The organism is Streptomyces wuyuanensis (assembly GCF_900103455.1).
GTDB lineage: Bacteria > Actinomycetota > Actinomycetes > Streptomycetales > Streptomycetaceae > Streptomyces > Streptomyces wuyuanensis.
Genome location: NZ_FNHI01000006.1, coordinates 274,254 through 299,475, shown reverse-complemented (window position 1 = coordinate 299,475; position 25,222 = coordinate 274,254). Strand labels below are relative to the sequence as shown.

The following is a 25,222-nucleotide window of genomic DNA, read 5'->3' as shown; positions in this document are numbered from 1 at the left end:
TTGAAAGTAAAAAGTGCGGCCAGGGGTTCCGCTTGCCGTACGGCTGGAGTACAAAGGAGTTAACGGCCCGCGAGACCTGGGACATCCGAGAGGATCACCTTCTACGCAACAAAGGCCCCACGGACCGAGCATGGACGCTGAGCACCCACGCGACGTCGACCCGTCGATTACGGGCCAGCCGCACCAGGTGACGGGCAAAGCTCCCGACCTGATGGGCAACACATCGAGGACGCTTGGTAACTTGGCCAACATGCCAGCGGCGGTACCACCCGGTACCGCCGCAACCCTTTTGTCCGGCCGTTCGCCGCGCTCAACTCCCTTGAAGGCAAGACCTCCCGGCAACGGGACGGCTTCACGCAGCCCCGCGCTGAAGCGCCTCGCAGACGGCCGTGGACTCCCGCACACCGAGTTCGACGGCGCGGCCGCAGTGGGTGATCCAGGCACCCATACCCGCCGGAGTCCCGGACAGATAACCGTCGAACGCCTCGAGGTACGCCGTACGGCCGAGTTCGGCGTGACCGACCTCGGCAGGGCAGATCGACTTGGGGTCCAGCCCGCTGCCGACCAGGACGATGCGTTCCGCCGTCCGGGCGACCAGGCCGTTGGCCGAGGAGAACGGGCGCAGCGCGAGCAGCTCGCCGTGCACCACGGCGGCCATCACCAGCGCCGAGGCCGAACTTCCCGCGATGACCAGCCCCGAGAGCCCGTCGAGCCGCCCGGCGACCTCCTCCGCGTCCGGCAGCGGCGCCTCGATCAACGGCTCCTCGACCCTCTCCCCGGCGAGCCGCGGCCGGCCGACCGTCTCGTCGGGTGCGACTCCGCCTTCCGCGACCAGGTGCAGCCGAGCCAGGACACGCAGCGGGGACTGCCGCCAGATGGACAGCAGCTGGCCCGCCTCGGCGGTCAGCCGGAGCGCGGCCCCCACGGTCCGGGCCTCCGCCTCACCCCCGAAGTCGGTGCGCCGGCGCACCTCCTCCAGCGCCCAGTCCGCGCCCGAGAGCGCCGCGGACGCCCGGGCCCCGCGGAGCGCGGCCTCCGAGGTGACCTCGTTGCTGCGGCGCCGCATGACGCGGTGCCCGTAGACACGGTCGACGGCCTTGCGCACGGAGTCCACGGCGTCCGCGACTCCGGGAAGATCACCCAGAGCGGCCAGGGGGTCGGAGGCGTTCGTACTCATAAGTAGCGAGGCTACGCGCACCGGGCCCGCACCCCACGTTGGAGTGGTCTTCTTCACGCACTGCGACCACTCCCGGCTATCGTCCCGCTACCTTAGGTGAACATGAAGATCGCTTTCGTGGGCAAGGGCGGTAGTGGCAAGACGACGCTGTCCTCGCTCTTCATCCGTCACCTCGCCGCGCAGCAGGCCGACGTCGTCGCCGTGGACGCCGACATCAACCAGCACCTGGGCACCGCGCTCGGGCTCGACGAGCAGGAGGCCGCCGCCCTGCCCGCGATGGGCGCACACCTGCCGCTCATCAAGGAGTACCTGCGCGGCACCAATCCGCGGATCACATCCGCCCAGACGATGATCAAGACCACGCCGCCCGGTGAAGGTTCGCGGCTCCTGCGCGTTCGCGAGGAGAACCCGGTCTACGAGTCCTGCGCCAGGACGGTACGGCTCGAAGGCGGGGGGATCCGGCTGATGGCGACCGGCCCGTTCACCGAGTCGGACCTCGGGGTCGCCTGCTACCACTCCAAGGTGGGGGCGGTGGAACTGTGCCTGAACCATCTCGTCGACGGCCCGGACGAATACGTCGTGGTCGACATGACGGCGGGCTCCGACTCCTTCGCCTCCGGCATGTTCACCCGCTTCGACATGACGTTCCTCGTGGCCGAGCCCACTCGCAAGGGCGTCTCCGTGTACCGGCAGTACAAGGAGTACGCACGGGACTTCGGCGTCGCGCTCAGGGTCGTCGGCAACAAGGTCCAGGGCCCCGACGATCTCGAGTTCCTGCGCGACGAGGTGGGCGACGACCTTCTCGTCACCGTCGGGCATTCGGACTGGGTCCGGTCGATGGAGAAGGGCCGTCCGGCGCTCTTCGCGGAACTGGAGGAGCCCAACCGGGCCGCTCTGCGCACCCTGCGGCAGGCGGCCGACGCGTCCTATGCGCGACGCGACTGGGCGCGGTACACCCGGCAGATGGTCCACTTCCATCTGAAGAACGCCGAGAGCTGGGGCAACGCGAAGACGGGGGTCGACCTGGCCGCCCAGGTCGACCCCGACTTCGTGCTCGGTGAGCAGGCCGCGCAGATCAGCGCCCCGCAACCGGCCTGATCGCCGCCGGTCCGTCGTGCGCCAGCCGGTCGGGGGCGGACCATCCGCCGCCCGCGGCCGGCCAGACCAGACTCGTCCGGTCCGCGGCGGGGCCGCCGTCCGTCCCGGAGGTGGTGTCGACCCCCGCCCCGCGGGCGCGCCTCGCCTCCGCGGCGGCGCCGGTCGCCTCGGTCGCGGCCCCCGCCGTGCGGGATTCGGCCGTGCCCGACCCGGCCCGCGTGGGGGCCCCGGCCGATGCGCTCCCGCCCGGCTTGTCGGAACCCGAGGAGGCCGTGGTCAGGAAGTTCTTCCAGCCACCCCTCGGCGCGCGGCCGACCGGCAGGGTGCGCAACTGCTTCAGCACCTCGGGGTTCTGGGCGTCCAGCCAGTCGACGAGCTGACGGAACGACACGCACCGCACGTCGCGCTGGACGCAGACGTACCCGATGGTCTGTTCGACCGCACGCATATAGGTGCCGCCGTTCCACGTCTCGAAGTGGTTGCCGATGACGAGCGGGGCACGGTTGCCCTTGTAGGCCCGGTTGAAGCCCTTGATCAGCCCGTCGCGCATCTGGTTTCCCCAGAAGGTGTGCATGCTGGGGGCGCCCTTGGCGGTACCCGACTGGTTGATCATGAAGTTGTAGTCCATGGACAGCGTCTCGAAGGCGCGCCCGGGCACGGGGACCATCTGGAGGGAGAGGTCCCACAGGCCCTGCTTCTTGTCCGGCCAGATCTGCTCGCTGATGCCGCTGCTGTCGTAGCGGAAGCCCTGCTTCGCCGCGAACCGGAGGAAGTTGTCCCGCCCCTCGAGGCAGGGCGTGCGGGCGCCGATGAGCTCCCGGTCGTAGTCGAACGGCAGCGACTGCTCGCGGGGCAGGCCCGCGTTGCTGCGCCACTTCTTGACGAAGGACTTGGCCTGGGCGAGCTCGCTCTTCCACTCCTCGGGCGTCCAGGTGGCACCTCCGCCCTGCGGTCCGCAGAAGTGACCGTTGAAGTGCGTGCCGATCTCGTTCCCGTCCAGCCAGGCACCGCGCAGTTCGCGAACGGTGGCCTTGATGCCGCCGATGTCGTTGAAGCCGATGTCGGAGCGCCCCCGTTCGTGCCGGGGCGGGTCGTACAACTCGGCCTTCGCCTCGGGGAGCAGGTACACGCCGCTGAGGAAATAGGTCATCGTGATGCCGTGCTTCTTGCCCACTTCGCGGAAGTGGGAGAAGAGCTTCGTGCTGTCCTCGCCCGCCCCGTCCCAGGAGAAGACCACGAACTGCGGGGGTTTCTGCCCCGGCTTCAGCCGCTCCGGGCGCGCCAGACCCGGCTGGGCTCCCGTGTACGAGGTCGAACCGTCGCCGATCTGGCCCAGCTGGTTCCCCAGCGCACCGGAGAGCCCCGATCCTCCGTCGCCACCGGAACATGCGGCGAGGCCCATGACGAGCGCGGTGGCAATGGCACCGAGAACGGCCTTCCGTGCTGCGGGCAGCATCCGTCCACCCTCTTCCGTCGTGTGCAGTGATGTTCGGTTGACATGCCGATACGACCGCGGACCTGAACAAACTCCCACCGGGGCGCACGGACCTCAGGAGGCAGGCCGAGCCGGAATGATTAATCACTGGATTGGATGAATGGGCACCCGCAAGCTCGCCAACGGCACGCTGCGGCTGCACGGGATGCACTTCCATGTCGCCGAGGCGCAGGCGTATCTGCTCGGTGCACGGGGAAGGCCCGGAGCGCGTAAGGAGCGGCGAAGCGGTGTTCGAGCCGGTCGCCCCGCACCGGCGGCGGAAGGTGACCCCCTTCCGGACGGCCGTCATCCTGGGCGGGCCGTCCACGACGGACGACCGCGTCCTGAGCGCCGCGCCCCTCACCGGAGCCGGCGCCCGTGTCCCGACCGGCGACGGGGCAGCACCGAAAGACCTGACCGGCCACCCGGCAGAGCCCCGGTGGCCCGAACGGGAAGTGCGCCGGAGACGCCCCGCCGGGGCCACGTATCAGGGGTGAACCGACCCGGTGTGGCATACGTGAGTACGGGTGGCCCCTTCCCCCACCGCCCGGAGAGAAGGGGCCGCTTGTCCGGGACGAGCGATCCGGCGTCCCACCAGCCACTCCACGCCTCAATAGGTCTAAACCAATTTCTTTAAGGCCCTTGTCACCCGGCCATCCGCCTGATGAGCTATGGCCTGGGACACATAGGCACATAGGACGCCCTGGGAAAGGGAGATGTCGTGAGCAACGAGAGCCTGGCCAACCTCTTGAAGGAAGAGCGGCGGTTCGCACCGCCGGCCGAGCTGGCCGCGCACGCCAACGTGACGGCGGAGGCGTACGAGCAGGCCGCGGCGGACAGGCTTGGCTTCTGGGCCGAGCAGGCGCGGCGGCTCACCTGGGCCGAGGAGCCGACCGAGACCCTGGACTGGTCGAACCCGCCCTTCGCCAAGTGGTTCGCCGACGGCAAGCTCAACGTCGCGTACAACTGCGTGGACCGCCATGTCGAGGCAGGCAACGGGGACCGGGTCGCCATCCACTTCGAGGGCGAGCCGGGCGACAGCCGGTCCCTCACCTACGCCGAGCTCAAGGACGAGGTCTCCAGGGCCGCCAACGCCCTGACGGAACTGGGCGTCCGCAAGGGCGACCGGGTCGCGGTCTACATGCCCATGATTCCCGAGGCCGCCGTGGCGATGCTGGCCTGCGCCCGGATCGGCGCCGCGCACTCGGTGGTCTTCGGCGGATTCTCGGCGGACGCCGTGGCCTCCCGCATCCAGGACGCCGACGCCAAGCTGGTGATCACCGCCGACGGCGGCTACCGCCGCGGCAAGCCCAGCGCGCTCAAGCCCGCCATCGACGAGGCGGTCGCCAAGTGCCCGCAGGTCGAGCACGTGCTGGTGGTCCGCCGCACCGGCCAGGACACCGCGATCACCGAGGGCCGGGACGTGTGGTGGCACGACGTCGTCGGCCGCCAGCCGGCCGAGCACACGCCTGAGGCGTTCGACGCGGAGCACCCGCTCTTCATCCTGTACACGTCCGGCACGACGGGTAAGCCCAAGGGGATCCTGCACACCTCGGGCGGCTACCTCACCCAGGCGGCCTACACCCACCACGCCGTCTTCGACCTCAAGCCGGAGAGCGACGTCTACTGGTGCACGGCCGACGTCGGCTGGGTGACCGGCCACTCGTACATCGTGTACGGCCCCCTGGCCAACGGTGCGACGCAGGTGATGTACGAGGGCACGCCGGACACCCCGCACCAGGGCCGCTTCTGGGAGGTCGTCCAGAAGTACGGCGTCACGATCCTCTACACGGCGCCGACGGCGATCCGTACCTTCATGAAGTGGGGCGACGACATCCCCGCCAAATTCGACCTGTCGAGCCTGCGCGTCCTCGGCTCCGTCGGCGAGCCGATCAACCCCGAGGCATGGATCTGGTACCGGGAGCACATCGGCGGCGGCTCCACCCCCATCGTGGACACCTGGTGGCAGACCGAGACCGGCGCCATGATGATCTCGCCGCTGCCCGGCGTCACCGAGACCAAGCCCGGCTCGGCCCAGCGCCCGCTCCCCGGCATCGCCGCGACCGTCGTCGACGACGAGGGCCGCGAAGTACCCGACGGCGGCGGCGGCTACCTGGTCCTCACCGAGCCGTGGCCCTCGATGCTCCGCACCATCTGGGGCGACGACCAGCGCTTCATCGACACGTACTGGACGCGCTTCGAGGGCCGGTACTTCGCGGGCGACGGCGCGAAGAAGGACGACGACGGCGACATCTGGCTGCTGGGCCGCGTCGACGACGTGATGCTGGTCTCCGGCCACAACATCTCGACGACCGAGGTCGAGTCGGCGCTGGTCTCCCACCCCAAGGTCGCCGAGGCTGCCGTCGTCGGCGCGGCCGACGAGACGACCGGCCAGGCCATCGTGGCGTTCGTGATCCTGCGCGGGACCGCGAGCGAGGACGAGAACCTCGTCGCCGACCTCCGCAACCACGTCGGGGCGACGCTCGGGCCGATCGCCAAGCCCAAGCGGGTCCTGCCGGTGGCCGAGCTGCCCAAGACCCGGTCCGGCAAGATCATGCGCCGGCTGCTGCGGGACGTGGCGGAGAACCGCCAGCTCGGTGACGTCACGACCCTCACCGACTCCTCGGTGATGGATCTCATCCAGTCCAAGCTGCCGACGGCGGCCTCGGAGGACTGACGTCCGCAGGTCACCGTGAGGGGCATCCGGAGCGAACGCGCCGGGTGCCCCTTTTGCGCCTAAGGTGAAGATCAACCGGTGGCACCCGCGTACCGCAGGGCGAAATCATTAGGTAGGGTAAGGACCCGCATCAAGGATGCGACAGGAAGACCGAGGTGCGCCGGGAAGTCTGGTCGGCATGTGCTTTGCCGTGCCTATCCGACCGGAGGTCCCCACTCGTGGCAGCGCCGACCCCCACCCCCCGCAGGTTCCTCGGACGCCTTTCGCTCCCCGAGCGAAACTTCGTGGCCGAAGCCCTGCGCACCGAGACCGTCGGCGGAATCCTGCTCCTGGCCGCCGCCGTCGCCGCCCTGATCTGGGCGAACACCCCCCTCGGCCGCAGCTACGAGGCCGTGGCCGACTTCCACGTGGGCCCCGCCTCACTCGGACTCGATCTGTCCATCCAGCACTGGGCGGCCGACGGACTGCTCGCGATCTTCTTCTTCGTCGCCGGGATCGAGCTCAAACGGGAGCTCGTCGCGGGCGAACTGCGCGACCCCAAGGCCGCGGCGCTCCCCGTCATCGCCGCCGTCTGCGGCATGGCGGCCCCCGCGCTCGTCTACACGCTGGTCAGCACTGCCGGTGGCGGCTCCCTCGCGGGCTGGGCGGTGCCCACGGCCACCGACATCGCCTTCGCCCTCGCCGTGCTCGCGGTGATCGGCACATCGCTGCCGTCCGCGATCCGCGCGTTCCTCCTCACCCTGGCCGTCGTCGACGACCTCTTCGCGATCCTGATCATCGCGATCTTCTTCACCAACGATCTGAACTTCGCCGCGCTCGGCGGGGCGCTGGCCGGCCTCGCGGTCTTCTGGCTGCTGCTGCGCAAGGGCGTACGCGGCTGGTACGTGTACGTCCCGCTGGCCCTGGTCATCTGGGGGCTGATGTACAACAGCGGCGTCCACGCCACCATCGCGGGCGTCGCCATGGGCCTGATGCTGCGCTGCACCCGACGCGAGGGCGAGGAGCACTCGCCCGGCGAGCACATCGAACATCTCGTGCGGCCGGTCTCGGCAGGTCTCGCCGTACCGCTGTTCGCCCTGTTCTCGGCCGGTGTCAGCATCTCCGGCAACGCCCTGCACGCCGTCTTCACCCGCCCAGAGACCCTCGGGGTACTGCTCGGCCTGGTGGTCGGCAAGACGCTCGGCATCTTCGGCGGCACCTGGCTGGCCGCCCGCTTCACCAAGGCCGAACTCAACGAGGACCTGGCCTGGCCCGACGTCCTCGCCGTCGCGTCACTGGCCGGCATCGGCTTCACCGTCTCCCTGCTCATCGGCGAGCTGGCCTTCGCCGGGGACGCGGTCCTCACGGACGAGGTCAAGGCGTCCGTGCTGTTCGGCTCCCTCTTCGCCGCCGTGATCGCCTGTGTGCTGCTGAAACTGCGGGTACGCAAGTACCAGGCCCTGTGTGAGGCGGAGGAGCGCGACGAAGACCAGGACGGTATCCCCGACGTGTACGAACAGGACAACCCGGAGTACCACCTGCGGATGGCCGAGATCTACGAGAAGAAGGCCGCGGAGCACCGGCGCATGGCGGAAGTGGCGGGTGCGTCGCGCGCCGACGGCGACAGTCCGGCATGATCTGACAGCAGATCCGAAGCAGAGATGAGGGGAGTCACCGATGAGCGACCCCGGCAGGAGCACCGCCGTCGTCGAAGCCGCGGGCGATGTGGTCGGACCGGTTCGGCTGGCCGGCGCCGACAAGACCATGGGACAGCTGGTGGCGTCGGCGACCGCCGAGATGTCCGCCCTGGTGCACGACGAGATCGCACTGGCCAAGGCCGAGCTCAGGCAGGACGTCAAGCGGGGGGTGACCGGCGGAGTGGCCGGCACGGTCGCCGGGGTGCTCGCGCTCTTCTCCCTGCCGGTGCTGAGCTTCGCCGCCGCCTACGGCATCCACAACCTCGGCCTGGGACTCGCCTGGTCGTTCCTGATCGTGGGGGCGGCGTTCCTGCTGGTGGCGGGGCTGGCGGCGCTGCTGGCCATGACCAAGTTCAAGAAGGTCAAGCCCCCGGAGCGCTCCATCGCGTCGGCCAAGCAGACGGCCGCGGTGCTGCAGAACGCCAAGCCGCACCCCCGTGGGGCCAAGGAACCGTCCACATCTGTGGCACGCTCGTCCGCATGACGGCACCCGATACGCCCTCTGTCGGCAACGGAAACAGCACCGGAAACGGAAACGGCGGCCCCGTTCGGATCGATGGTCCCTGGACCCATCGGGACGTGGCGGCCAACGGTGCGCGCTTCCACATCGCGGAGCTGGGCGACGGGCCGTTGGTGCTCCTCCTCCACGGTTTTCCGCAGTTCTGGTGGACATGGCGGCACCAGCTGACGGCGCTGGCCGATGCCGGCTTCCGCGCGGTCGCGATGGACCTCCGCGGCGTGGGAGGCAGCGACCGTACGCCCCGGGGTTACGACCCGGCGAACCTCGCGCTCGACATCACCGGCGTCGTACGGTCCCTCGGCGAGCCCGACGCGGCACTCGTCGGCCACGATCTGGGCGGCTACCTCGCCTGGACGGCGGCCGTGATGCGTCCCAAGCTCGTCCGCAGGCTCGCGGTCTCCTCGATGCCGCATCCGCGCCGCTGGCGCTCGTCGATGCTCGGCGACTTCGCGCAGAGCCGTGCCGGATCGTACGTCTGGGGCTTCCAGCGGCCATGGCTGCCGGAGCGTCAGCTCCTCGCGGACGACGCGGCCTTGGTGGGCCGGCTGATCCGGGAGTGGTCCGGTCCGCGCCCGCCCGAGGAAGACGACCTCGACGTCTATCGCCGGGCCATGTCCATCCCGTCGACGGCGCATTGCTCGATCGAGCCGTACCGGTGGATGGTGCGCTCGATGGCGCGTCCGGACGGCATCCAGTTCAACCGCCGGATGAAGCGCCCGGTCCGGGTGCCGACGCTCCACGTCCACGGCTCGCTGGACCCGGCGATGCGTACGCGCAGCGCGGCGGGCTCCGGGCAGTACGTCGAAGCCCCGTACCGCTGGCGGCTGTTCGACGGGCTCGGCCACTTCCCCCATGAGGAGGACCCGGTGGCGTTCTCCAACGAGCTCATCAACTGGCTGAAGGACCCCGAGCCCGACCGCTGACCCCGGGCCGCGACTTCGCGACGGGCTCCGGCTCTCCGAGGCCGCGCCGGGCGACGCCGCCTCCGCCGCAGCTCGGGGCGCGCCCGTCCCGCGAACGGGTGTGCGGCGAACGGGGATTGCCCGACGCATAGGCCAATTGGCGGGCCCCGATGCGGTTACCGACCTTGGGGCACGGGCACACGTCGGGGTATGGGCTGGACGCACGACTACAGTGACACAGCACGCAACTCCCGCTCGGCCTCCGCGCCGGTGGCGGACGAAAGGGGCGGCCCCCAGGGGCGGGGCCATGATCCCCGTCTCGGGATTCCGCGCATCCTCCGCCGCCGCGCGCGCTGGGTCTCGGCGCGACTGCGCCATCCTCGCGGCTGACGCCGTCACACCGGCGTCCGCGTCACCTGCTCACGCACGCCTCCACAGGGGCGCACACTCCTGTGGGCGCAGGACCCCGCACCGGGGCACGTGCCCTCCCGGGTAATCGGTGTGTCCGGGAGTGCTGGTCGCCGCCGCGCCCACGCGCCCGGGCCGGCTGATGTCCGGCGCACACCACGTGCTCTCGACGCCGGCGAGCCGGAGGTGGCACCCGGCATCCGGTCGTGTGCCCGAGGCGGCCGGTGCGCGGCGCGCTCGGCGTGTCCGAAGCCCGGCACACGCGGGGGCGGCCGGTGCGCGGCGCACGAGGGCGAGCCGGCGGTGGCATCCGGCAGCACCGTGCGTTCGGGCGGCGTCGGCGTCGGCACGTTCCTGTCCCCCGGGTCGGACGTCCGACCCGGGTCATGTCCCCGGGCGGGCCCACACCACGCGTCCGGGCCGGGTGACGCCCGGGGCGCCGGCGATGACGCCGGCCGTCACGCATCCGGACGACGGCAGAGGTCAGAGAGCGCAGGCCTGGCTGTCGACCTGCTGGTCGGCCGCGCGGCCCAGCCTGATGTCGTCGCGGATCTCGTCCGCCGTCAGTGCGTAGCCGGTGTCGGCGTCGTCGAGCGACCGGGCGAAGATCACTCCGTACACCTGGCCGTCGGCGGTGAGCAGCGGCCCGCCGGAATTGCCCTGGCGGACCGTCGCGAACAGCGAGTAGACGTCGCGGCGTACCTCGCCGCTGCGGTAGATGTCCGGGCCCTTGGCGTCTATGCGGCCGCGGACACGCGCGGAGCGCACGTCGTACGAGCCGTTCTCCGGGAAGCCCGCGACGATGGCGCTGTCGCCGGAACGGGCGTCCGCCTCGGCGAAGCGCAGGGGCGGTGCCTTCAGGTCGGGGACGTCCAGGACGGCGATGTCGCGCTTCCAGTCGTAGAGGACGACCTTGGCGTCGTAGCGCCTGCCCTCCCCGCCTATCTGCACGGTCGGCTCGTCGACTCCGCCCACGACGTGCGCGTTCGTCATGACACGGCGCTCGGCGAAGACGAAGCCCGTGCCCTCGAGCACCTTGTTGCAGCTCTGCGCGGTGCCGACGACCTTGACGATGGACCGCTGTGCGCGTGCCGCCACCGGGCTGTTGACCAGCGCCGGGTCCGGCGGCCGGACCTCGGTGATGGGCTCGTTGGCGAAGGGGCTGAAGACCTGCGGGAAACCGTTCTGCGCGAGGACGGAGGAGAAGTCGTCGAACCACCCGTCCGCCTGCGCAGGCATCACCCGGTCCACGCCGAGGAGGACCTTGGAGCTCCGGACCTCCTTGCCGAGGGTCGGCAGCGCCGTTCCCGCGAGGGCCGAGCCGATCAGCCAGGCGACCAGCAGCATCGCGAGGACGTTCACGAGGGCGCCGCCGGTCGCGTCGAGCGCCCGCGCCGGGGTCCAGGTGATGTACCGGCGGAGTTTGTTGCCGAGGTGTGTGGTGAGGGCCTGGCCGACGGACGCGAAGACGATCACGATCACGACGGCGACGATCGCCGCTGCCGTGGACACCTCCGTCCCGTTCGTCATCCGGTCCCACACGAACGGGAGCAGATAGACGGCGACGAGTCCACCGCCGAGGAACCCGATCACGGACAGGATGCCGACGACGAAGCCCTGGCGGTATCCGACGACGGCGAACCACACGGCGGCGAGCAGCAGCAGGATGTCCAGCACGTTCACCGTCGTTAGCCTCGCAGTTTCGTCGTCCGGCACTCCGTCCGGCAGGGGTTCTCCGGATCAGCTCCCGGTGACGCCGGACCGGTCACCGGGAAAACACAGCACGTGGGCAACGGTCTCATGCGCGCCAGTCGAGCGGGACCTGCTTGGCCCGGTCCCATGGTCGTTCCCAGCCCGCGAAATGAAGGATGCGGTCGATCACTCCCGCGGTGAAACCCCAGACCAGAGCCGATTCGACCAGAAATGCCGGACCCAGGTGACCGCTGGGGTGGACGCTCGTCGCCCGGTTCTCCGGGTCCGTGAGATCCGCCACGGGCACCGTGAACACCCGGGCGGTCTCGGCCGGGTCCACGGCGGCGACCGGGGATCGGTCGCGCCACCAGCCGAGGACCGGGGTCACGACGAAGCCGCTCACCGGGATGTACAGCCTGGGCAGCACCCCGAAGATCTGGACGCCGGACGGATCCAGGCCGGTCTCCTCCTCCGCCTCCCGGAGGGCCGCGCGAAGCGGCCCGCTGGTGGCGGGATCCCCGTCCTCGGGATCGAGTGCGCCGCCGGGGAACGACGGCTGGCCGGCGTGGGAGCGCAGGCTGCCGGCCCGCTCCATGAGCAGCAGCTCCGGGCCCTGGGCACCGTCCCCGAAGAGGATCAGTACGGCGGACTGGCGCCCTCCACCGCCCTCGGGCGGAAGGAACCGGCTGAGCTGCTCGGGAGCGATCGTCCTGGCGGACCGCTCCACGGGCTCCAGCCACTCGGGCAGGCCGTCGCTGCTCACGACCACGTCGCCGTCGTACGTCTCATGTGTGCGTGTCATGGGCACCCCCGTGGTGTGCAACGCGTGCGGTGGCCGGGATCGTTCCGGCGGGCCCGGTCCCCGGCACGGCCTCGGAAGCCCGGCAGGACGACGGGCCGGCGGGAGACGGCGGGAACGGCGGGACCGAGGAGGCCCGTGAGACCCGGCGCACCGGCTGGGGGGCAGCCTGGGCCGGGCCGCCGGTGCCCGGGCCGGCGGCAGGCTCTCGGAGGGATCACCCGGCCCCCAGCGGGGGTGCGGGTTTGCCCGGGTAGTCGGGCGGCGGGTTCAGACGTTGCCCGGGGAAGCCGCCCATCTCGTACTTGAGGAGCTTCTTCGCCTTCTCCGGATCGGTCTCGCCCTCCCCGTACGACGGGCAGAGATGAGTGATGGGGCATGCGCCGCACGCGGGCTTGCGAGCGTGGCAGATCCGTCGGCCGTGGAAGATCACCCGGTGGGAGAGCATCGTCCACTCGCTCTTCGGGAAGATCTCGGCGACCTCGGCCTCGATCTTGACCGGGTCCTCCTGCGCGGTCCACCTCCATCGGCGCGCGAGCCGCATGAAGTGGGTGTCGACGGTGATGCCGGGGACCCCGAACGCGTTCCCCAGCACCACGAAGGCCGTCTTGCGCCCCACACCGGGCAGCGTGACCAGGTCCTTCAGTCGCCCCGGCACCTCGCCGCCGAAGTCGTCCCGCAGGGCCTTGGAGAGGCCGATGAGGGACTTCGCCTTGGCCCGGAAGAAGCCGGTCGGCCTGATCAGCTCCTCCAGCTCCTCCGGCACGGCCGCGGCCATGTCCTCGGGCGTCGGGTACCTCGCGAAGAGCGCGGGCGTCGTCTGGTTCACCCGCAGATCCGTGGTCTGGGCGGACAGGACCGTGGCGACGAGCAGCTGGAAGGGGTTCAGGAAGTCGAGCTCGGGATGTGCGTACGGATACACCTCGGCCAGCTCACGGTTGATCCGCCGGGCACGGCGCACCAGCGCCACCCGTGACTCGGGCTTGGCCGCCGAACCCGCGGCGGACTTCCTCCCTGCGGCGGCGGTCCGCTTCGCGGTCACGGCCTCTCCGGAGGCGGCCGTGGCCTTCTTCACCGCCGTGCTCTTCTGCACCGCTGTGGCCTTCTTCACCGCCGTGCTCTTCTGCACCGCTGTGGCCTTCTTCGCCGTCGCGGCCTTCTTCCCGGCTGTGCTCTTCTTCGTGGCCGTGGCCTTCTTCGCGGTCGCGGCGCCGGTCGCGGGAGTCCCGGCCGGGCCACCCGCCGCGGTCGTCTTCGCGACAGCCGTCTTCGCCGCCGGCGTCTTCCGTGCGGCTGACCGCGGCGTCTTCGGGGAGGCCACGGACGTGTTCCTATTTGTCTTTCTTGCCACTTTCGCCGCGGTGGACGAATCCTGTTCGCCCACAGCGGAATTTTGCTCCCCTGCCACTCTGATGGCCCCCTCGGCCTGTGCTCTCACCGGCGAATTGGACACCCGGCCAGCCTAAGGGCCGCCGGGGACATCCGCCCCGGCCATGGCCGATCACCACTCGAATCGGCCCCTGACTCACAGCCGGAAGGGCCGGTGCGTCAGACTTGTGGGGGACCCTTGTGATCGATCGCACTGTTTTGCCGTGCGGCATCATGGGGACCACCGTCCCCTGAGCAGGTCGACAAGGAGAGAACTCGTGGACGACGTTCTGCGGCGCGCCCCGCTCTTCGCGGCGCTCGATGACGAGCAGGCCGCGGAGCTCCGCGCCTCGATGAGTGAAGTGACGCTCGCCCGCGGCGACGCGCTCTTCCACGAGGGCGACCCCGGCGACCGCCTCTACGTGGTCACCGAGGGCAAGGTCAAGCTCCACCGCACCTCGCCCGACGGCCGGGAGAACATGCTGGCCGTGCTCGGCCCCGGCGAGCTGATCGGTGAGCTGTCCCTCTTCGACCCCGGTCCGCGCACCGCGACCGCCACCGCCCTCACCGAGGTCAAGCTCCTCGGCCTGGGCCACGGCGACCTGCAGCCCTGGCTGAACGCGCGACCCGAGGTGGCCACGGCCCTGCTGCGCGCCGTCGCCCGCAGGCTCCGCAAGACCAACGACCAGATGTCCGACCTGGTCTTCTCCGACGTTCCGGGCCGTGTCGCCCGTGCGCTCCTCGACCTGTCGCGCCGCTTCGGCGTGCAGTCGGAAGAGGGCATCCACGTCGTCCACGACCTGACCCAGGAAGAGCTGGCCCAGCTCGTCGGCGCCTCGCGCGAGACCGTGAACAAGGCGCTCGCCGACTTCGCGCAGCGCGGCTGGCTCCGCCTGGAGGCCCGTGCCGTGATCCTGCTCGACGTGGAGCGCCTCGCGAAGCGTTCCCGCTAGCGGTTACACCGGCCCGCGTACGCACGTGCGCGCATGACCGGACGGAGGGGCCGCCCGGCAGATCGCCGGGCGGCCCCTCCGCGTATTGTGCGGACCCGCGTGGGGTCGGTCAGCGCTTGCTGCCGTCCACGATCAGCGGGTTCCCGCTGCCACCGCCGCACGGAACGGCGTACACGGGGTTCTTGGCCGCCGCTTCCTTGTACGCCTCGATGCACTGGTTCAGCAGGACCTTGTCCGTCAGCGAGTTGTTGAGGATCTTGTTCGCCCGGGCGACGCCCTCGGCCTCGATCCTGCGCCGCTCGGCCTCGGCCTTCGCCGTGCGCGCCGCCTCGGTCGCGCGCTCCGTGGCCTGCTGCTGCTGGATCTTGCGGTCGATCTGGTCCTGCAGCCGGTCGGACGGCTTCACATTGCGCAGGTTCACCGTGGTGACGTCGATACCGCGAGGCGCCAGCCGCTCCTTGATGAGACGGCCGATCTCGGTGTTGATCTGCTCGCGGGCCGAGGCGTAGCCCTGCTCGCTGGTGTAGCGGGCGAAGACGTTGCGGACGATCTCACGGCTGTCCGGGTAGACCAGTCGCTGCTGGATGGCGTCCTCGCTGCCGGCCAGCCTGTAGAGCTCGACGGCCTTGGAAGGCGTCACCGCCCACTTGACCGTCACCTCGGCGTACATCACGCCGCCCTGGTTGGAGCGCACCTCGACCACGTCCTTGTCGGAGAGGTTGAGGTCGACCGGCCGGGTCGAGAACGTCGTGACGCTCGTGAAGGGCGACTTGACGTGCATACCGGACGTCATGGGCACGCCGACCTTGCCGAAGGCGACCGGAACGCCGACCTCGTAGGCGCTGACGACGTACACCATGCTGGTGACACCGGCGAACACCCCCGCGATGAGTGCGGCGGCGGCACCGATCCTGAGGCCGCGCGGTCCGCCGCCGCGGGCGACGAGGAACATCACCACAGCGGCGATGACGAGCAGGATGGACACGACGAACACGGTTTCCCCCCATGTACGAGCACGCACGAAACGCTGAAAGTAAGCGGAGCGTAAAGCACTCGGGCCGCGGGGCGCGGGGCGGGGGTCCGCCGGTACGCGAACGCACCCCGGCCCGTGACGGGCTCGAGGACGGGGGCAGGAAGGCCGCCGCGCAGTCGCGGAGAAGGCGGGAAGGGCCTGGGCGGAAGGCTTTTCCGAGGATGGCAGGCCCGGCGGCGGCGAGGGAGTTTCGACGAGCCGGGCCGAGGGTTCTAGATGAGACCGTGCTCGCGCAGGTATTCGAGTTGCGCCCGCACCGAGAGTTCCGCCGCGGGCCACAGCGACCGGTCCACGTCGGCGTACACGTGTGCGACAACGTCGGCCGCCGAGCGGTGGCCGTTCTCGACGGCCGTCTCGACCTGGGCGAGACGGTTCGCGCGGTGGGCGAGATAGAACTCCACGGCGCCCTGGGCGTCCTCCAGCACCGGTCCGTGTCCCGGGAGCACCGTGTGCACCCCGTCGTCCACGGTCAGGGAGCGCAGCCGGCGCAGCGAGTCCAGGTAGTCGCCGAGGCGGCCGTCCGGATGCGCGACGACCGTGGTGCCCCGGCCGAGGATGGTGTCGCCCGTCAGTACGGCACGATCCGCGGGGAGATGGAAGCAGAGCGAGTCCGCCGTGTGCCCGGGGGTCGGCACGACCCTCAGCTCCAGGTCCCCGGTGCGGATGACATCCCCGGCGGCGAGCCCCTCGTCGCCGAGCCGGAGCGCGGGGTCGAGGGCACGCACCTTCGTGCCGGTCAGCTCGGCGAACCGGCCGGCCCCTTCGGCGTGGTCCGGATGGCCGTGGGTGAGCAGGGTCAGGGCGATCCGCTTGCCTGCCTCCTCGGCCGTCGCGACGACGTTCCGGAGGTGCACGTCGTCGAGCGGGCCCGGGTCGATGACGACGGCGAGGTCGGAGTCGGGCTCGGCCACGATCCAGGTGTTGGTGCCGTCCAGGGTCATCGCGGACGGATTGGGCGCCAGGACGTTGATGGCGCGGGCGGTCGCTCGCCCGGAGACCACCGCGCCGCGCGGCTGCCCCGGCAGCGCCGATGCGTTCGTCATCGCGTGCCTCCCGTCGGTCCGGCCGGTCCGTGCGGTCCGGCCGGTCCGTGCGGTCCGGCCGGTCCGTGCGGTCCGGCCGGTCCTGTGGGTCCGGCCCCACCCGTGGGGACGTGCTTGGTGAACTCCTCGTGGCCCGGCCAGCTGAGCACCAGTTCCCCGTCCTCCAAGCGTGCCTGAGCCAGGATCGGCGCGAGGTCCTGCTCGGCAGCCGCCGCGAGGGCGTCCGTGGCGGTGTCGAACCGCTCCAGCACCCGCAGCGTGGCGATCGTCGGCGGCATCATCAGCAGTTCGCCCTTGTCGTACCCGGCGGCGGCGTCCGCGGGCCGGATCCACACGGTGCGGTCCGCCTCGGTGGAGGCGTTCCTGGTGCGCTGCCCGCGGGGCAGCGAGGCGACGAAGAACCAGGTGTCGAAGCGGCGCGGCTCGAACTCCGGGGTGATCCAGCGGGCCCAGGCACCCAGCAGGTCCGACCGCAGCACCAGGCCCCTGCGGTCCAGGAACTCGGCGAAGGACAGCTTCCGATCGACGAGCGCCGCCCGGTCGGCCTCCCAGTCGTCGCCCGTGGTGTCCTCGACGACGGAGTCCCCGGTCTCCCCGGCCAGCAGGACCCCGGCCTCCTCGTAGGTCTCGCGGACCGCCGCGCAGACGACGGCCTGGGCGGACGCCTCGTCCTCGACACCCAGCCGCTGCGCCCACTCGGACAGGGAGGGCCCCGCCCAGCGCACCGGCCGCGCGTCGCGGTCGTCCACCCCGCCGCCGGGGTAGACGTACGCGCCGCCGGCGAAGGCCATGGAGGCGCGGCGGCGCAGCATGTGGACGTGTACACCCTCGGAGGTGTCCTTGAGCAGCATCACGGTCGCCGCCCGCCGGGGGGCGACGGCGGTGATCTCGCCCGCGGCGAGCGCCCGGATCCGGTCGGGCCATTCCGGTGGGTACCACTGACCATTGGACATGGCCGGATGCTATGCGTTCACGCGCGGATGTTCGAGGGGCGCCCGGTCCGCGGCGGCGGGTCGGGCGACCCGGCGGTCCCGAGTCCGCCACGGGTGGCGCCCGTACCGGCCGGCGGACGCGTTCCGCCGGCCGGTCCCGCCTCGCGGCGGCTCAGGGCCGCCCTTCCGCCGTGGCTCCGCACCGCCTCGGGGAGGCTTCGGGCTCGCTCAGGCGGAAGGCCCCGGGCCTCGTCACGGCTCAGCCCTGGGCGAGTTCCACCTGGATCTCGACCTCGACGGGCGCGTCGAGCGGCAGCACGGCGACACCCACGGCGCTGCGCGCGTGCACGCCCTTGTCGCCGAGTACCGCGCCGAGCAGCTCGCTCGCACCGTTGATGACGCCGGGCTGGCCCGTGAAGTCCGCGGCGGAGGCGACGAAGCCGACCACCTTCACGACCCGGGCGATCCGGTCCAGGTCACCGGCGATGGACTTCACGGCGGCCAGCGCGTTCAGGGCACAGGTGGCGGCCAGCTCCCTGGCCTCCTCCGGGGTGACCTCCGCACCGACCTTGCCAGTGACCGGAAGCTTGCCCTCCACCATCGGGAGCTGCCCCGAGGTGTAGACGTACGGGCCCGACTGCACGGCCGGCTGATACGCCGCCAGCGGCGGTACGACGGCCGGCAGCGTCAGCCCGAGTTCGGCGAGCTTGGCCTCGACGGCACCGCTCATGACTTCTCCCGCTTGAGGTAGGCCACGAGCTGCTCGGGGTTGTTCGGCCCGGGGACGACCTGGACGAGCTCCCAGCCGTCCTCGCCCCAGGTGTCCAGGATCTGCTTGGTCGCGTGCACGAGAAGGGGCACGGTCGCGTATTCCCACTTGGTCATGGAGGCGACTGTAGCCGCACCGGCGGGCGGCCCCGCGACACAGGTTCGCGCGGCACGCGAGACGCTCGGCGCATCTGACCCGCCCAAGGCGACCCGGGGTCGCTTAGCCTGCGGGCCGACTGGTTAGGCTCCAGGACGTGAGCAGGCTCCAGGTCGTCAGCGGCAAGGGCGGTACCGGTAAGACGACGGTCGCCGCGGCCCTCGCGCTCGCCCTCGCGACCGAGGGAAAGCGCACCCTCCTCGTCGAGGTCGAGGGCAGACAAGGCATCGCGCAGCTCTTCGAGACGGAGGCGCTGCCCTACGAGGAACGCAAGATCGCCGTCGCTCCCAGCGGCGGCGAGGTCCACGCGCTGGCCATCGACGCCGAGCGGGCCCTCCTCGACTACCTCCAGATGTTCTACAAACTCGGGTCGGCCGGCCGGGCCCTGAAGAAGCTCGGCGCGATCGACTTCGCGACGACCATCGCGCCGGGCGTGCGGGACGTCCTCCTGACGGGCAAGGCCTGCGAGGCCGTGCGCCGCCGGGACAAGCAGGGCAGGTACGCCTACGACTACGTCGTCATGGACGCCCCTCCGACCGGCCGCATCACCCGCTTCCTGAACGTCAACGACGAGGTCGCGGGTCTCGCCAAGATCGGCCCGATACACAATCAGGCCCAGGCCGTGATGCGCGTCCTCAAGTCCGCCGAGACCGCGGTGCACCTGGTCACGCTGCTGGAGGAGATGCCCGTACAGGAGACCGCGGACGGCATCGCCGAGCTGCGCGCCGCGGACCTCCCCACCGGCAAGGTCATCGTCAACATGGTGCGCCCGCACGTCCTCGACGAGGAGGCGGTCCGCACCGCCGCGGCCGCCGGCCGCCGCAAGGACATCGCCAGGGCGCTGACCGGGGCGGGCGTCGGCGGCGCGGCCAAGCTGGTCGGACCGCTGCTGGAGCAGGCCGCCGAGCACGCCCAGCGCGTCGAGCTGGAGCGCGAGCAGCGTGCTGCGCTGGAGGCGCTGAAGCTGCCGGCGTACGAACTCCCCCTGCTGAGCGAGGGGGTCGACCTGGCCGGGCTGTACCAGCTGGCGACCGAACTGCGAAAACTCGGAGTGAACGCCGGAGCCGATGCCGGGACGGATGCCCAGTGACCGGAGTGAACGGATGACGTCGTCGATGACGCATGGCAGCGCCCTGCAGGAAGCGCCGCTCCTCGATATCGATCCCCTGCTCGACGACCCGGGGATCCGCATCATCGTGTGCTGCGGCGCCGGCGGCGTGGGCAAGACGACGACCGCCGCCGCCCTCGGGGTACGGGCGGCGGAGCGCGGCCGCCGGGCGGTCGTGCTCACCATCGACCCCGCACGCCGGCTGGCCCAGTCGATGGGCATCGACCTGCTGGACAACACCCCGCGCCGGGTGGACGGCATCGACGGCGACGGCGAGTTGCACGCCATGATGCTCGACATGAAGCGCACGTTCGACGAGATCGTCGAGGCGCACGCGGATCCGTCCCGGGCCCGCGCCATCCTGGAGAACCCCTTCTACCAGTCCCTGTCGGCCGGCTTCGCGGGCACGCAGGAGTACATGGCGATGGAGAAGCTGGGGCAGCTGCGGGCGCGCGACGAGTGGGACCTGATCGTGGTGGACACCCCCCCGTCGCGGTCGGCGCTGGACTTCCTGGACGCTCCGAAGCGGCTCGGGTCCTTCCTGGACGGCAAGTTCATCCGGCTGCTGATGGCTCCCGCGAAGATGGGCGGCCGGGCGGGGATGAAGTTCCTGAACGTCGGCATGTCGATGATGACCGGGACGCTCGGGAAGCTGCTGGGCGGTCAGCTGCTGCGTGACGTGCAGACCTTCGTGGCCGCGATGGACACGATGTTCGGCGGGTTCCGCACGCGCGCCGATGCCACGTACCGGCTGCTGCAGGCGCCCGGAACGGCGTTCCTGGTGGTCGCCGCCCCCGAGCGGGACGCGCTGCGCGAGGCGGCGTACTTCGTGGAGCGCCTGGCGGCGGAGGAGATGCCGCTGGCCGGGCTGGTGCTCAACCGTGTCCACGGCAGTGGTGCCGCCCGGCTGTCGGCCGAGCGGGCGCTCGCCGCCGCGGAAAATCTTGACGAGGGCCGCATTGTGGATCAGGAGGCCGGGAAGGCTGCTGGGCGTGGCTCCACGGGGTCCTCTCCCACCCCTTCCGCCGTGGAGCCGGATTCAGAGTCCGAGTCCCACCAGCCCTCGGCACCCCCGACCTCACAACTGACCGCCGGTCTGCTGCGACTGCACGCCGAACGGATGCAGGTGCTGTCGCGCGAGCAGCGCACACGCGACCGGTTCACCGCACTCCACCCCGAAGTGGCCGTGGCCGAAGTGGCCGCTCTGCCCGGCGATGTGCACGACCTCGCCGGCCTTCGGGCCATCGGCGACAAGCTCGCAAGCGGTGGCCTCCCGGCCGGAGCCGAGTAACGGACGGCCGCTTGGCCGTGCCGTCGCTCGGCCGTGCGGCAGCACGACGCGGCCTGGCTGCGCAGTCTGGCGGCCGCACCCGGGCGGCCGCGGGCACCCCGCTGCTCCAGCCGACACCGGCGGCGTCGGCTGTGTGATGGCTCACTTTGGTGCGGGGTGCTCGAAGGCCACGTACGGCACCGCCCCGGCCTGGGCACGGAGCAGGGCCGCCCCATGCGCCGAGGTCACCCCGTACGGCACGCTCGACACCCACACGGACCGCAACGGCCATCGGGGACGGAAGCGACACGCACGAGGCCGCCCGGAACCGTCGCGGGGCGCTGTCCGTCCCGGCGCGCGACCGCCGTTCCGCGGCCGCACGGCCGCCGTCAGCCCTTCGGACCGACCTGACACCGCGGCACGGCCCACACGACACGGACCACCGGGCCCACGAGGCCCAGCGAACGAGGCCGACGGCCCATGGCCGGGCTCTGCCCTGCACAGGGCTGCGACGCGACGCGCCCCGACCGGGCGCCGGCTCAGCCCACTGCCGCGAACGTCTCGTATGTCTCGTCGTCCTCGAGGCCCACGGGCAAAATGCCCGCGCTCCGCTCGTATTCCGTACGCGCGGTCTCCAGCAGGCGACGCCAGGAGGTGACGGTGGGACGCCGGCGCAGCAACGCGCGCCGCTCCCTCTCGGTCATGCCACCCCACACACCGAACTCGACGCGGTTGTCGAGCGCGTCGGCCAGGCACTCCGTCCGCACCGGGCATCCGGTGCACACCGCCTTGGCCCTGTTCTGCGCCGCTCCTTGTACGAACAGTTCATCCGGATCGGTAGTGCGGCAAGCTGCCTGCGCACTCCAGTCGGTTACCCAGCCCATGCCGGCGCCGTCCTCTCCCGAATCGAGGCTCCCCCACGGCGGCAGCGGCATATTCACCGCTGCCAGTTGAGGACGTTACGGAAGGTGGGCACAGCGCAACACCCCCTTCGGGCCCAATCTTGAATGGTCCGAACGGACTATGCGTAAGCGGCAGATCACCCGGGGGAGTGAGCTGAGGGCATACGTAATAAATCCGGCAAATCATCCAGGCAAGGGGGACGACCGCGGGAAGGATGTCGCCGCGGAGCGGCTCGGGGATTGCGCGGGTCTTGATACACAACCGCACTGCTGTGACAGTTGGGAGCAGCTTAGGCCAAGGCATATACGCGTGTCCGGAGAATGAGAACGTAGGCTGCCCCTATGTCGAAGAAGCGATCGGGCGGTGGTCTGACCGGGACCCAGCAGGCCGCCAAGTTCCTCGGTGTCAGTGTGCTCGCGGGAGCCGTGCTGGCGGGCCTCGCCCTGCCGGCCGCCGGCGCGCTGGGGCTGGCCGCCAAGGGCACGGTCGAGGGGTTCGACGAGATCCCCGCCAACCTCAAGACCCCGCCGCTGAGTCAGCGCACGACCATCCTGGACGCCGACGGCGGGCAGATCGCCACCGTCTACTCGCGTGACCGTACGGTCGTGCCGCTGAAGGACGTCTCGCCGTACATGCAGAAGGCGATCGTCGCGATCGAGGACGCGCGCTTCTACGAGCACGGTGCGATCGACCTCAAGGGCGTGCTGCGCGCGGTCAACCGCAACGCGCAGGAGGGCGGCGTCGCCCAGGGCGCCTCGACCCTCACCCAGCAGTACGTGAAGAACGTCTTCGTCGAGGAGGCCGGCGACGACCCGGACAAGGTCGCCCAGGCCACCCAGCAGACCATCGGCCGCAAGGTCCGCGAGCTCAAGTACGCGATCCAGGTCGAGGAGGAGCTGGGGAAGAAGAAGATCCTCGAGAACTACCTCAACATCACCTTCTTCGGCCAGCAGGCCTACGGCATCGAGGCGGCGTCCAAGCGCTACTTCTCGAAGTCGGCGAAGGACCTGAAACTGGAGGAGGCCGCGCTGCTCGCCGGCATCGTCCAGTCGCCCAGCCGCTACGACCCCGTCAACGACGGCGAGGAGGCGACCAAGCGGCGCAACACCGTGCTGCAGCGGATGGCCGACGTCGGCGACATCTCCCAGTCCGAGGCCGACAAGGCCAAGGAGACGCCGATCACGCTGAAGGTCAGCAAGCCCAAGAACGGCTGCATCACGGCCGTCGCCGGCGCGGGCTTCTTCTGCGACTACGTGCGCGAGGTCTTCCTGACGGACCGGGTCTTCGGCAAGACCCGCGAGGAGCGGGCCAAGGTCTGGAACCAGGGCGGCCTGACGATCCGTACGACCCTGGACCCGCAGGCGCAGAAGTCCGCCCAGGAGTCGCTGAAGGACCACGTCTACCAGGACGACAAGGTCGCTGCGGCGGTCACGATGGTCGAGCCCGGGACGGGCCGGATCATCGCGATGGGCCAGTCCAAGCCGTACGGCTTCGGCGAGAACGAGACGCAGATCAACTACTCGGTCGACGCCAAGATGGGCGGCTCCAACTACGGCTTCCCGGTGGGTTCGACCTTCAAGCCGTTCGTGGCCGCGGCCGCGCTGGAGCAGGGCCGGCCGCCGACGCAGGCGTACCCGGCGCCGTACAAGATGCCCTACCCGGACTCGATCGCGAGCTGCTCCGACCGCCCCTGGCGCAACCGCGGCGGCGACACGGTGGAGAACGAGAACGAGAAGGAAGTCGGGCCCTACGCGCTCCGCGAGGCGATGGAGCTCTCCGTCAACACGTACTTCGTGCAGATGATAGGAGACATCGGCCTCTGCCCCGTCGTGGAGATGACCGACCGCCTGGGCGTGGTGCAGGGCAACGGGGAGAAGCTTCCGGCCAGCCCCGCGCCGCTGACCCTCGGCTCGACCGGTATCTCGCCGCTGACGATGGCCAACGCGTACGCGACGTTCGCGAACCGCGGCACGCACTGCACGCCGACCGCGATCGAGTCGATCACGACCGCCGACGGCAAGAGCCTCAGGGTGCCGCAGACCGAGTGCGGCAAGGTGATGTCGGAGCGCACCGCGGACACCATCAACACGCTGCTGCGCGGTGTGGTCGACTCCGGTACCGGCCAGGAGGCCGGCCTGACGAACCGTGACAACGCGGGCAAGACGGGTACGACGGACGAGCGCAGGAACGCGTGGTTCGTGGGCTACACCCCGAACCTGTCCGGTGCGGTCTGGGTCGGCAGCGCCACCCAGAAGGTCAAGATGGTGAACATCCGCATCGGCGGCCGCTACCACGACAAGGTCTTCGGCGGTCAGGTCCCCGGCCCGATCTGGAAGGACGCGATGGCCGGGGCCCTGGAGGGCAAGGAGGCCCCGGACTTCAACACCGTCCACGTGCCCGACACGTCGAAGCCGGAAGGCGGCGACGAGGACGAGGGGCGTCCGGACGACGACCGCGGCAACGACGACAAGCCGGGCAAGAACGGCGGCCGGGACCCGTTCCCCGGCATCTCGCTCCCGCCGGACTTCATCGGCGGCAACGTCACCCGCGGCCAGGACGGCGGCGGGGACGGAGGCCGGAACCGGGGGTGACCCCGTCGCGCCGACCGCGGGAGCGGCCGCCCGAGTCCGACGGACCCGGGAGCGGCCCGGCGCCACGGGTGTGAAGCAGTAACGCGAAGGGTCCCGGTGCGGATGGCACCGGGACCCTTCGCCGTACTGTCGCGAGCGCAGATCGTGCGTCGCGCGCCGGCCGGAGGACTCAGCCGGCGAGGAGCTTCTTGACCGCAGCGGCCACGCGACCGCCCTCGGCACGGCCGGCCACCTTCGGGTTGACGATCTTCATGACCGCGCCCATCGCCCGGGGGCCTTCGGCGCCCGCGGCCCTGGCCTCCTCGACGGCCTGGGCCACGATGCCGTGCAACTCGTCGTCCGTAAGCTGCTTGGGGAGGTAGGCGTCGAGGATCTCGCCCTCCGCCTTCTCCCGGTCCGCCTGCTCGGCGCGACCGCCCTGGGCGAAGGCCTCGGCCGCCTCGCGGCGCTTCTTCGCCTCCTTGGCGATCACCTTCTGGACGTCGTCGTCGGAGAGCTCACGCGCCTCCTTGCCCGCGACCTCCTCCTTGGTGATCGCGGAGAGGGTCAGCCGGAGCGTCGAGGAGCGCAGTTCGTCGCGCGCCCTGATCGCCTCGGTGAGGTCTTCCTGCAGCTTGGACTTGAGCGTGGTCATGCATCGATTGTGGCAGGCGTGCGCCGTGATGCGCCCGCG

The 25,222-nt window shown here is 70.8% G+C and carries 22 protein-coding genes; 10 read left to right on the top strand and 12 right to left on the bottom strand.

Features of this window, described 5'->3' with window-relative positions; translation table 11 throughout:
• Nucleotides 1-352: 352 nt before the first annotated feature.
• On the bottom strand, nucleotides 353-1,177 hold the full coding sequence (locus BLT82_RS12005; RefSeq protein ID WP_093653890.1) for a Fic family protein: 825 nt from the start codon (nucleotides 1,175-1,177) through the stop codon (nucleotides 353-355).
• Between the two features lie 102 nt (nucleotides 1,178-1,279).
• Here BLT82_RS12005 and BLT82_RS12000 point away from each other — a divergent pair, with 102 nt between their 5' ends.
• Nucleotides 1,280-2,275, top strand: coding sequence for an ATP-binding protein (locus tag BLT82_RS12000; protein WP_093653889.1), 996 nt, complete (start codon nucleotides 1,280-1,282; stop codon nucleotides 2,273-2,275).
• Here the strand turns inward: BLT82_RS12000 and BLT82_RS11995 are convergent.
• Nucleotides 2,253-3,731: a polysaccharide deacetylase family protein gene (locus tag BLT82_RS11995; protein WP_244291929.1), complete on the bottom strand. Its 1,479-nt coding sequence runs from the start codon at nucleotides 3,729-3,731 to the stop codon at nucleotides 2,253-2,255. The two genes, BLT82_RS12000 and BLT82_RS11995, sit on opposite strands and share 23 nt — an antisense overlap.
• A 739-nt stretch (nucleotides 3,732-4,470) precedes the next feature.
• Between BLT82_RS11995 and acs the strand changes: the two genes are divergently transcribed.
• From acs to BLT82_RS37855, 5 genes are all read left to right on the top strand, one after another.
• Nucleotides 4,471-6,426 carry an acetate--CoA ligase gene (gene acs / locus BLT82_RS11985; protein WP_093653887.1) on the top strand — a complete coding sequence of 652 codons (1,956 nt, stop codon included), beginning with the start codon at nucleotides 4,471-4,473 and terminating at the stop codon, nucleotides 6,424-6,426.
• A 218-nt stretch (nucleotides 6,427-6,644) separates the two neighbouring features.
• Nucleotides 6,645-8,042 (top strand): Na+/H+ antiporter NhaA, encoded by a 1,398-nt coding sequence (gene nhaA, locus BLT82_RS11980; protein WP_093653886.1) that lies wholly within the window; start codon nucleotides 6,645-6,647, stop codon nucleotides 8,040-8,042.
• Nucleotides 8,043-8,082: 40 nt separating this feature from the next.
• The gene (locus tag BLT82_RS11975) at nucleotides 8,083-8,586 is read left to right on the top strand and encodes a phage holin family protein (protein ID WP_093653885.1); all 504 of its coding nucleotides are present in this window, start codon (nucleotides 8,083-8,085) and stop codon (nucleotides 8,584-8,586) included.
• Nucleotides 8,583-9,545 carry an alpha/beta fold hydrolase gene (locus tag BLT82_RS11970; RefSeq protein WP_093653884.1) on the top strand — a complete coding sequence of 321 codons (963 nt, stop codon included), beginning with the start codon at nucleotides 8,583-8,585 and terminating at the stop codon, nucleotides 9,543-9,545. The genes BLT82_RS11975 and BLT82_RS11970 overlap by 4 nt, the downstream gene beginning before the upstream one ends.
• Nucleotides 9,546-9,734: 189 nt before the next feature.
• Complete coding sequence (locus BLT82_RS37855; RefSeq protein ID WP_093653883.1) at nucleotides 9,735-9,914, top strand: hypothetical protein; 180 nt, start codon at nucleotides 9,735-9,737, stop codon at nucleotides 9,912-9,914.
• 501 nt (nucleotides 9,915-10,415) lie between these two features.
• On the opposite strand, the gene BLT82_RS11960 is transcribed toward BLT82_RS37855, so the two are convergent.
• From BLT82_RS11960 to nth, 3 genes are all read right to left on the bottom strand, one after another.
• A complete protein-coding gene (locus tag BLT82_RS11960; protein ID WP_093653882.1) occupies nucleotides 10,416-11,615 on the bottom strand; it encodes a MarP family serine protease in 1,200 nt (399 codons plus the stop codon).
• 115 nt (nucleotides 11,616-11,730) lie between these two features.
• Complete coding sequence (locus tag BLT82_RS11955; protein ID WP_093653936.1) at nucleotides 11,731-12,426, bottom strand: NUDIX hydrolase; 696 nt, start codon at nucleotides 12,424-12,426, stop codon at nucleotides 11,731-11,733.
• Between the two features lie 214 nt (nucleotides 12,427-12,640).
• A complete protein-coding gene (nth, locus tag BLT82_RS11950; RefSeq protein ID WP_093653881.1) occupies nucleotides 12,641-13,744 on the bottom strand; it encodes an endonuclease III in 1,104 nt (367 codons plus the stop codon).
• Nucleotides 13,745-14,069: 325 nt separating this feature from the next.
• On the opposite strand from nth, the gene BLT82_RS11945 reads away from it, so the two are divergent.
• Nucleotides 14,070-14,744: a Crp/Fnr family transcriptional regulator gene (locus tag BLT82_RS11945; RefSeq protein WP_017947815.1), complete on the top strand. Its 675-nt coding sequence runs from the start codon at nucleotides 14,070-14,072 to the stop codon at nucleotides 14,742-14,744.
• Between the two features lie 109 nt (nucleotides 14,745-14,853).
• Here BLT82_RS11945 and BLT82_RS11940 read toward each other — a convergent pair whose 3' ends face one another.
• The 5 genes from BLT82_RS11940 to BLT82_RS11920 all read right to left on the bottom strand — a co-directional run bounded on the left by BLT82_RS11940 (nucleotide 14,854) and on the right by BLT82_RS11920 (nucleotide 18,637).
• Nucleotides 14,854-15,738, bottom strand: a complete 885-nt coding sequence (locus BLT82_RS11940; protein WP_093653880.1) for a prohibitin family protein — start codon at nucleotides 15,736-15,738, stop codon at nucleotides 14,854-14,856.
• Between the two features lie 251 nt (nucleotides 15,739-15,989).
• Nucleotides 15,990-16,820 carry an MBL fold metallo-hydrolase gene (locus BLT82_RS11935; protein ID WP_093653879.1) on the bottom strand — a complete coding sequence of 277 codons (831 nt, stop codon included), beginning with the start codon at nucleotides 16,818-16,820 and terminating at the stop codon, nucleotides 15,990-15,992.
• Nucleotides 16,817-17,773 carry an NUDIX hydrolase gene (locus BLT82_RS11930; protein WP_093653878.1) on the bottom strand — a complete coding sequence of 319 codons (957 nt, stop codon included), beginning with the start codon at nucleotides 17,771-17,773 and terminating at the stop codon, nucleotides 16,817-16,819. Before BLT82_RS11930 ends, BLT82_RS11935 begins: the two co-directional genes overlap by 4 nt.
• A 238-nt stretch (nucleotides 17,774-18,011) precedes the next feature.
• On the bottom strand, nucleotides 18,012-18,482 hold the full coding sequence (locus tag BLT82_RS11925; RefSeq protein WP_093653877.1) for a RidA family protein: 471 nt from the start codon (nucleotides 18,480-18,482) through the stop codon (nucleotides 18,012-18,014).
• Complete coding sequence (locus BLT82_RS11920) at nucleotides 18,479-18,637, bottom strand: Sp36 family protein (RefSeq protein ID WP_017947820.1); 159 nt, start codon at nucleotides 18,635-18,637, stop codon at nucleotides 18,479-18,481. Before BLT82_RS11920 ends, BLT82_RS11925 begins: the two co-directional genes overlap by 4 nt.
• A 137-nt stretch (nucleotides 18,638-18,774) precedes the next feature.
• Between BLT82_RS11920 and BLT82_RS11915 the strand changes: the two genes are divergently transcribed.
• Complete coding sequence (locus BLT82_RS11915; protein WP_093653876.1) at nucleotides 18,775-19,767, top strand: ATPase BagA; 993 nt, start codon at nucleotides 18,775-18,777, stop codon at nucleotides 19,765-19,767.
• Nucleotides 19,768-19,780: 13 nt separating this feature from the next.
• Nucleotides 19,781-21,076, top strand: coding sequence for an ATPase BagB (locus tag BLT82_RS11910; protein ID WP_093653875.1), 1,296 nt, complete (start codon nucleotides 19,781-19,783; stop codon nucleotides 21,074-21,076).
• Between the two features lie 518 nt (nucleotides 21,077-21,594).
• Here the strand turns inward: BLT82_RS11910 and BLT82_RS11905 are convergent.
• Nucleotides 21,595-21,939, bottom strand: a complete 345-nt coding sequence (locus BLT82_RS11905; RefSeq protein WP_171052979.1) for a WhiB family transcriptional regulator — start codon at nucleotides 21,937-21,939, stop codon at nucleotides 21,595-21,597.
• A 360-nt stretch (nucleotides 21,940-22,299) separates the two neighbouring features.
• Here BLT82_RS11905 and BLT82_RS11895 point away from each other — a divergent pair, with 360 nt between their 5' ends.
• Nucleotides 22,300-24,549, top strand: coding sequence for a transglycosylase domain-containing protein (locus BLT82_RS11895; protein WP_093653873.1), 2,250 nt, complete (start codon nucleotides 22,300-22,302; stop codon nucleotides 24,547-24,549).
• A gap of 169 nt (nucleotides 24,550-24,718) precedes the next feature.
• Here BLT82_RS11895 and BLT82_RS11890 read toward each other — a convergent pair whose 3' ends face one another.
• Entirely contained in the window at nucleotides 24,719-25,183 is a 465-nt protein-coding gene (locus tag BLT82_RS11890) for a GatB/YqeY domain-containing protein (protein WP_093653872.1), read from the bottom strand.
• Between the last annotated feature and the right edge of the window lie 39 nt (nucleotides 25,184-25,222).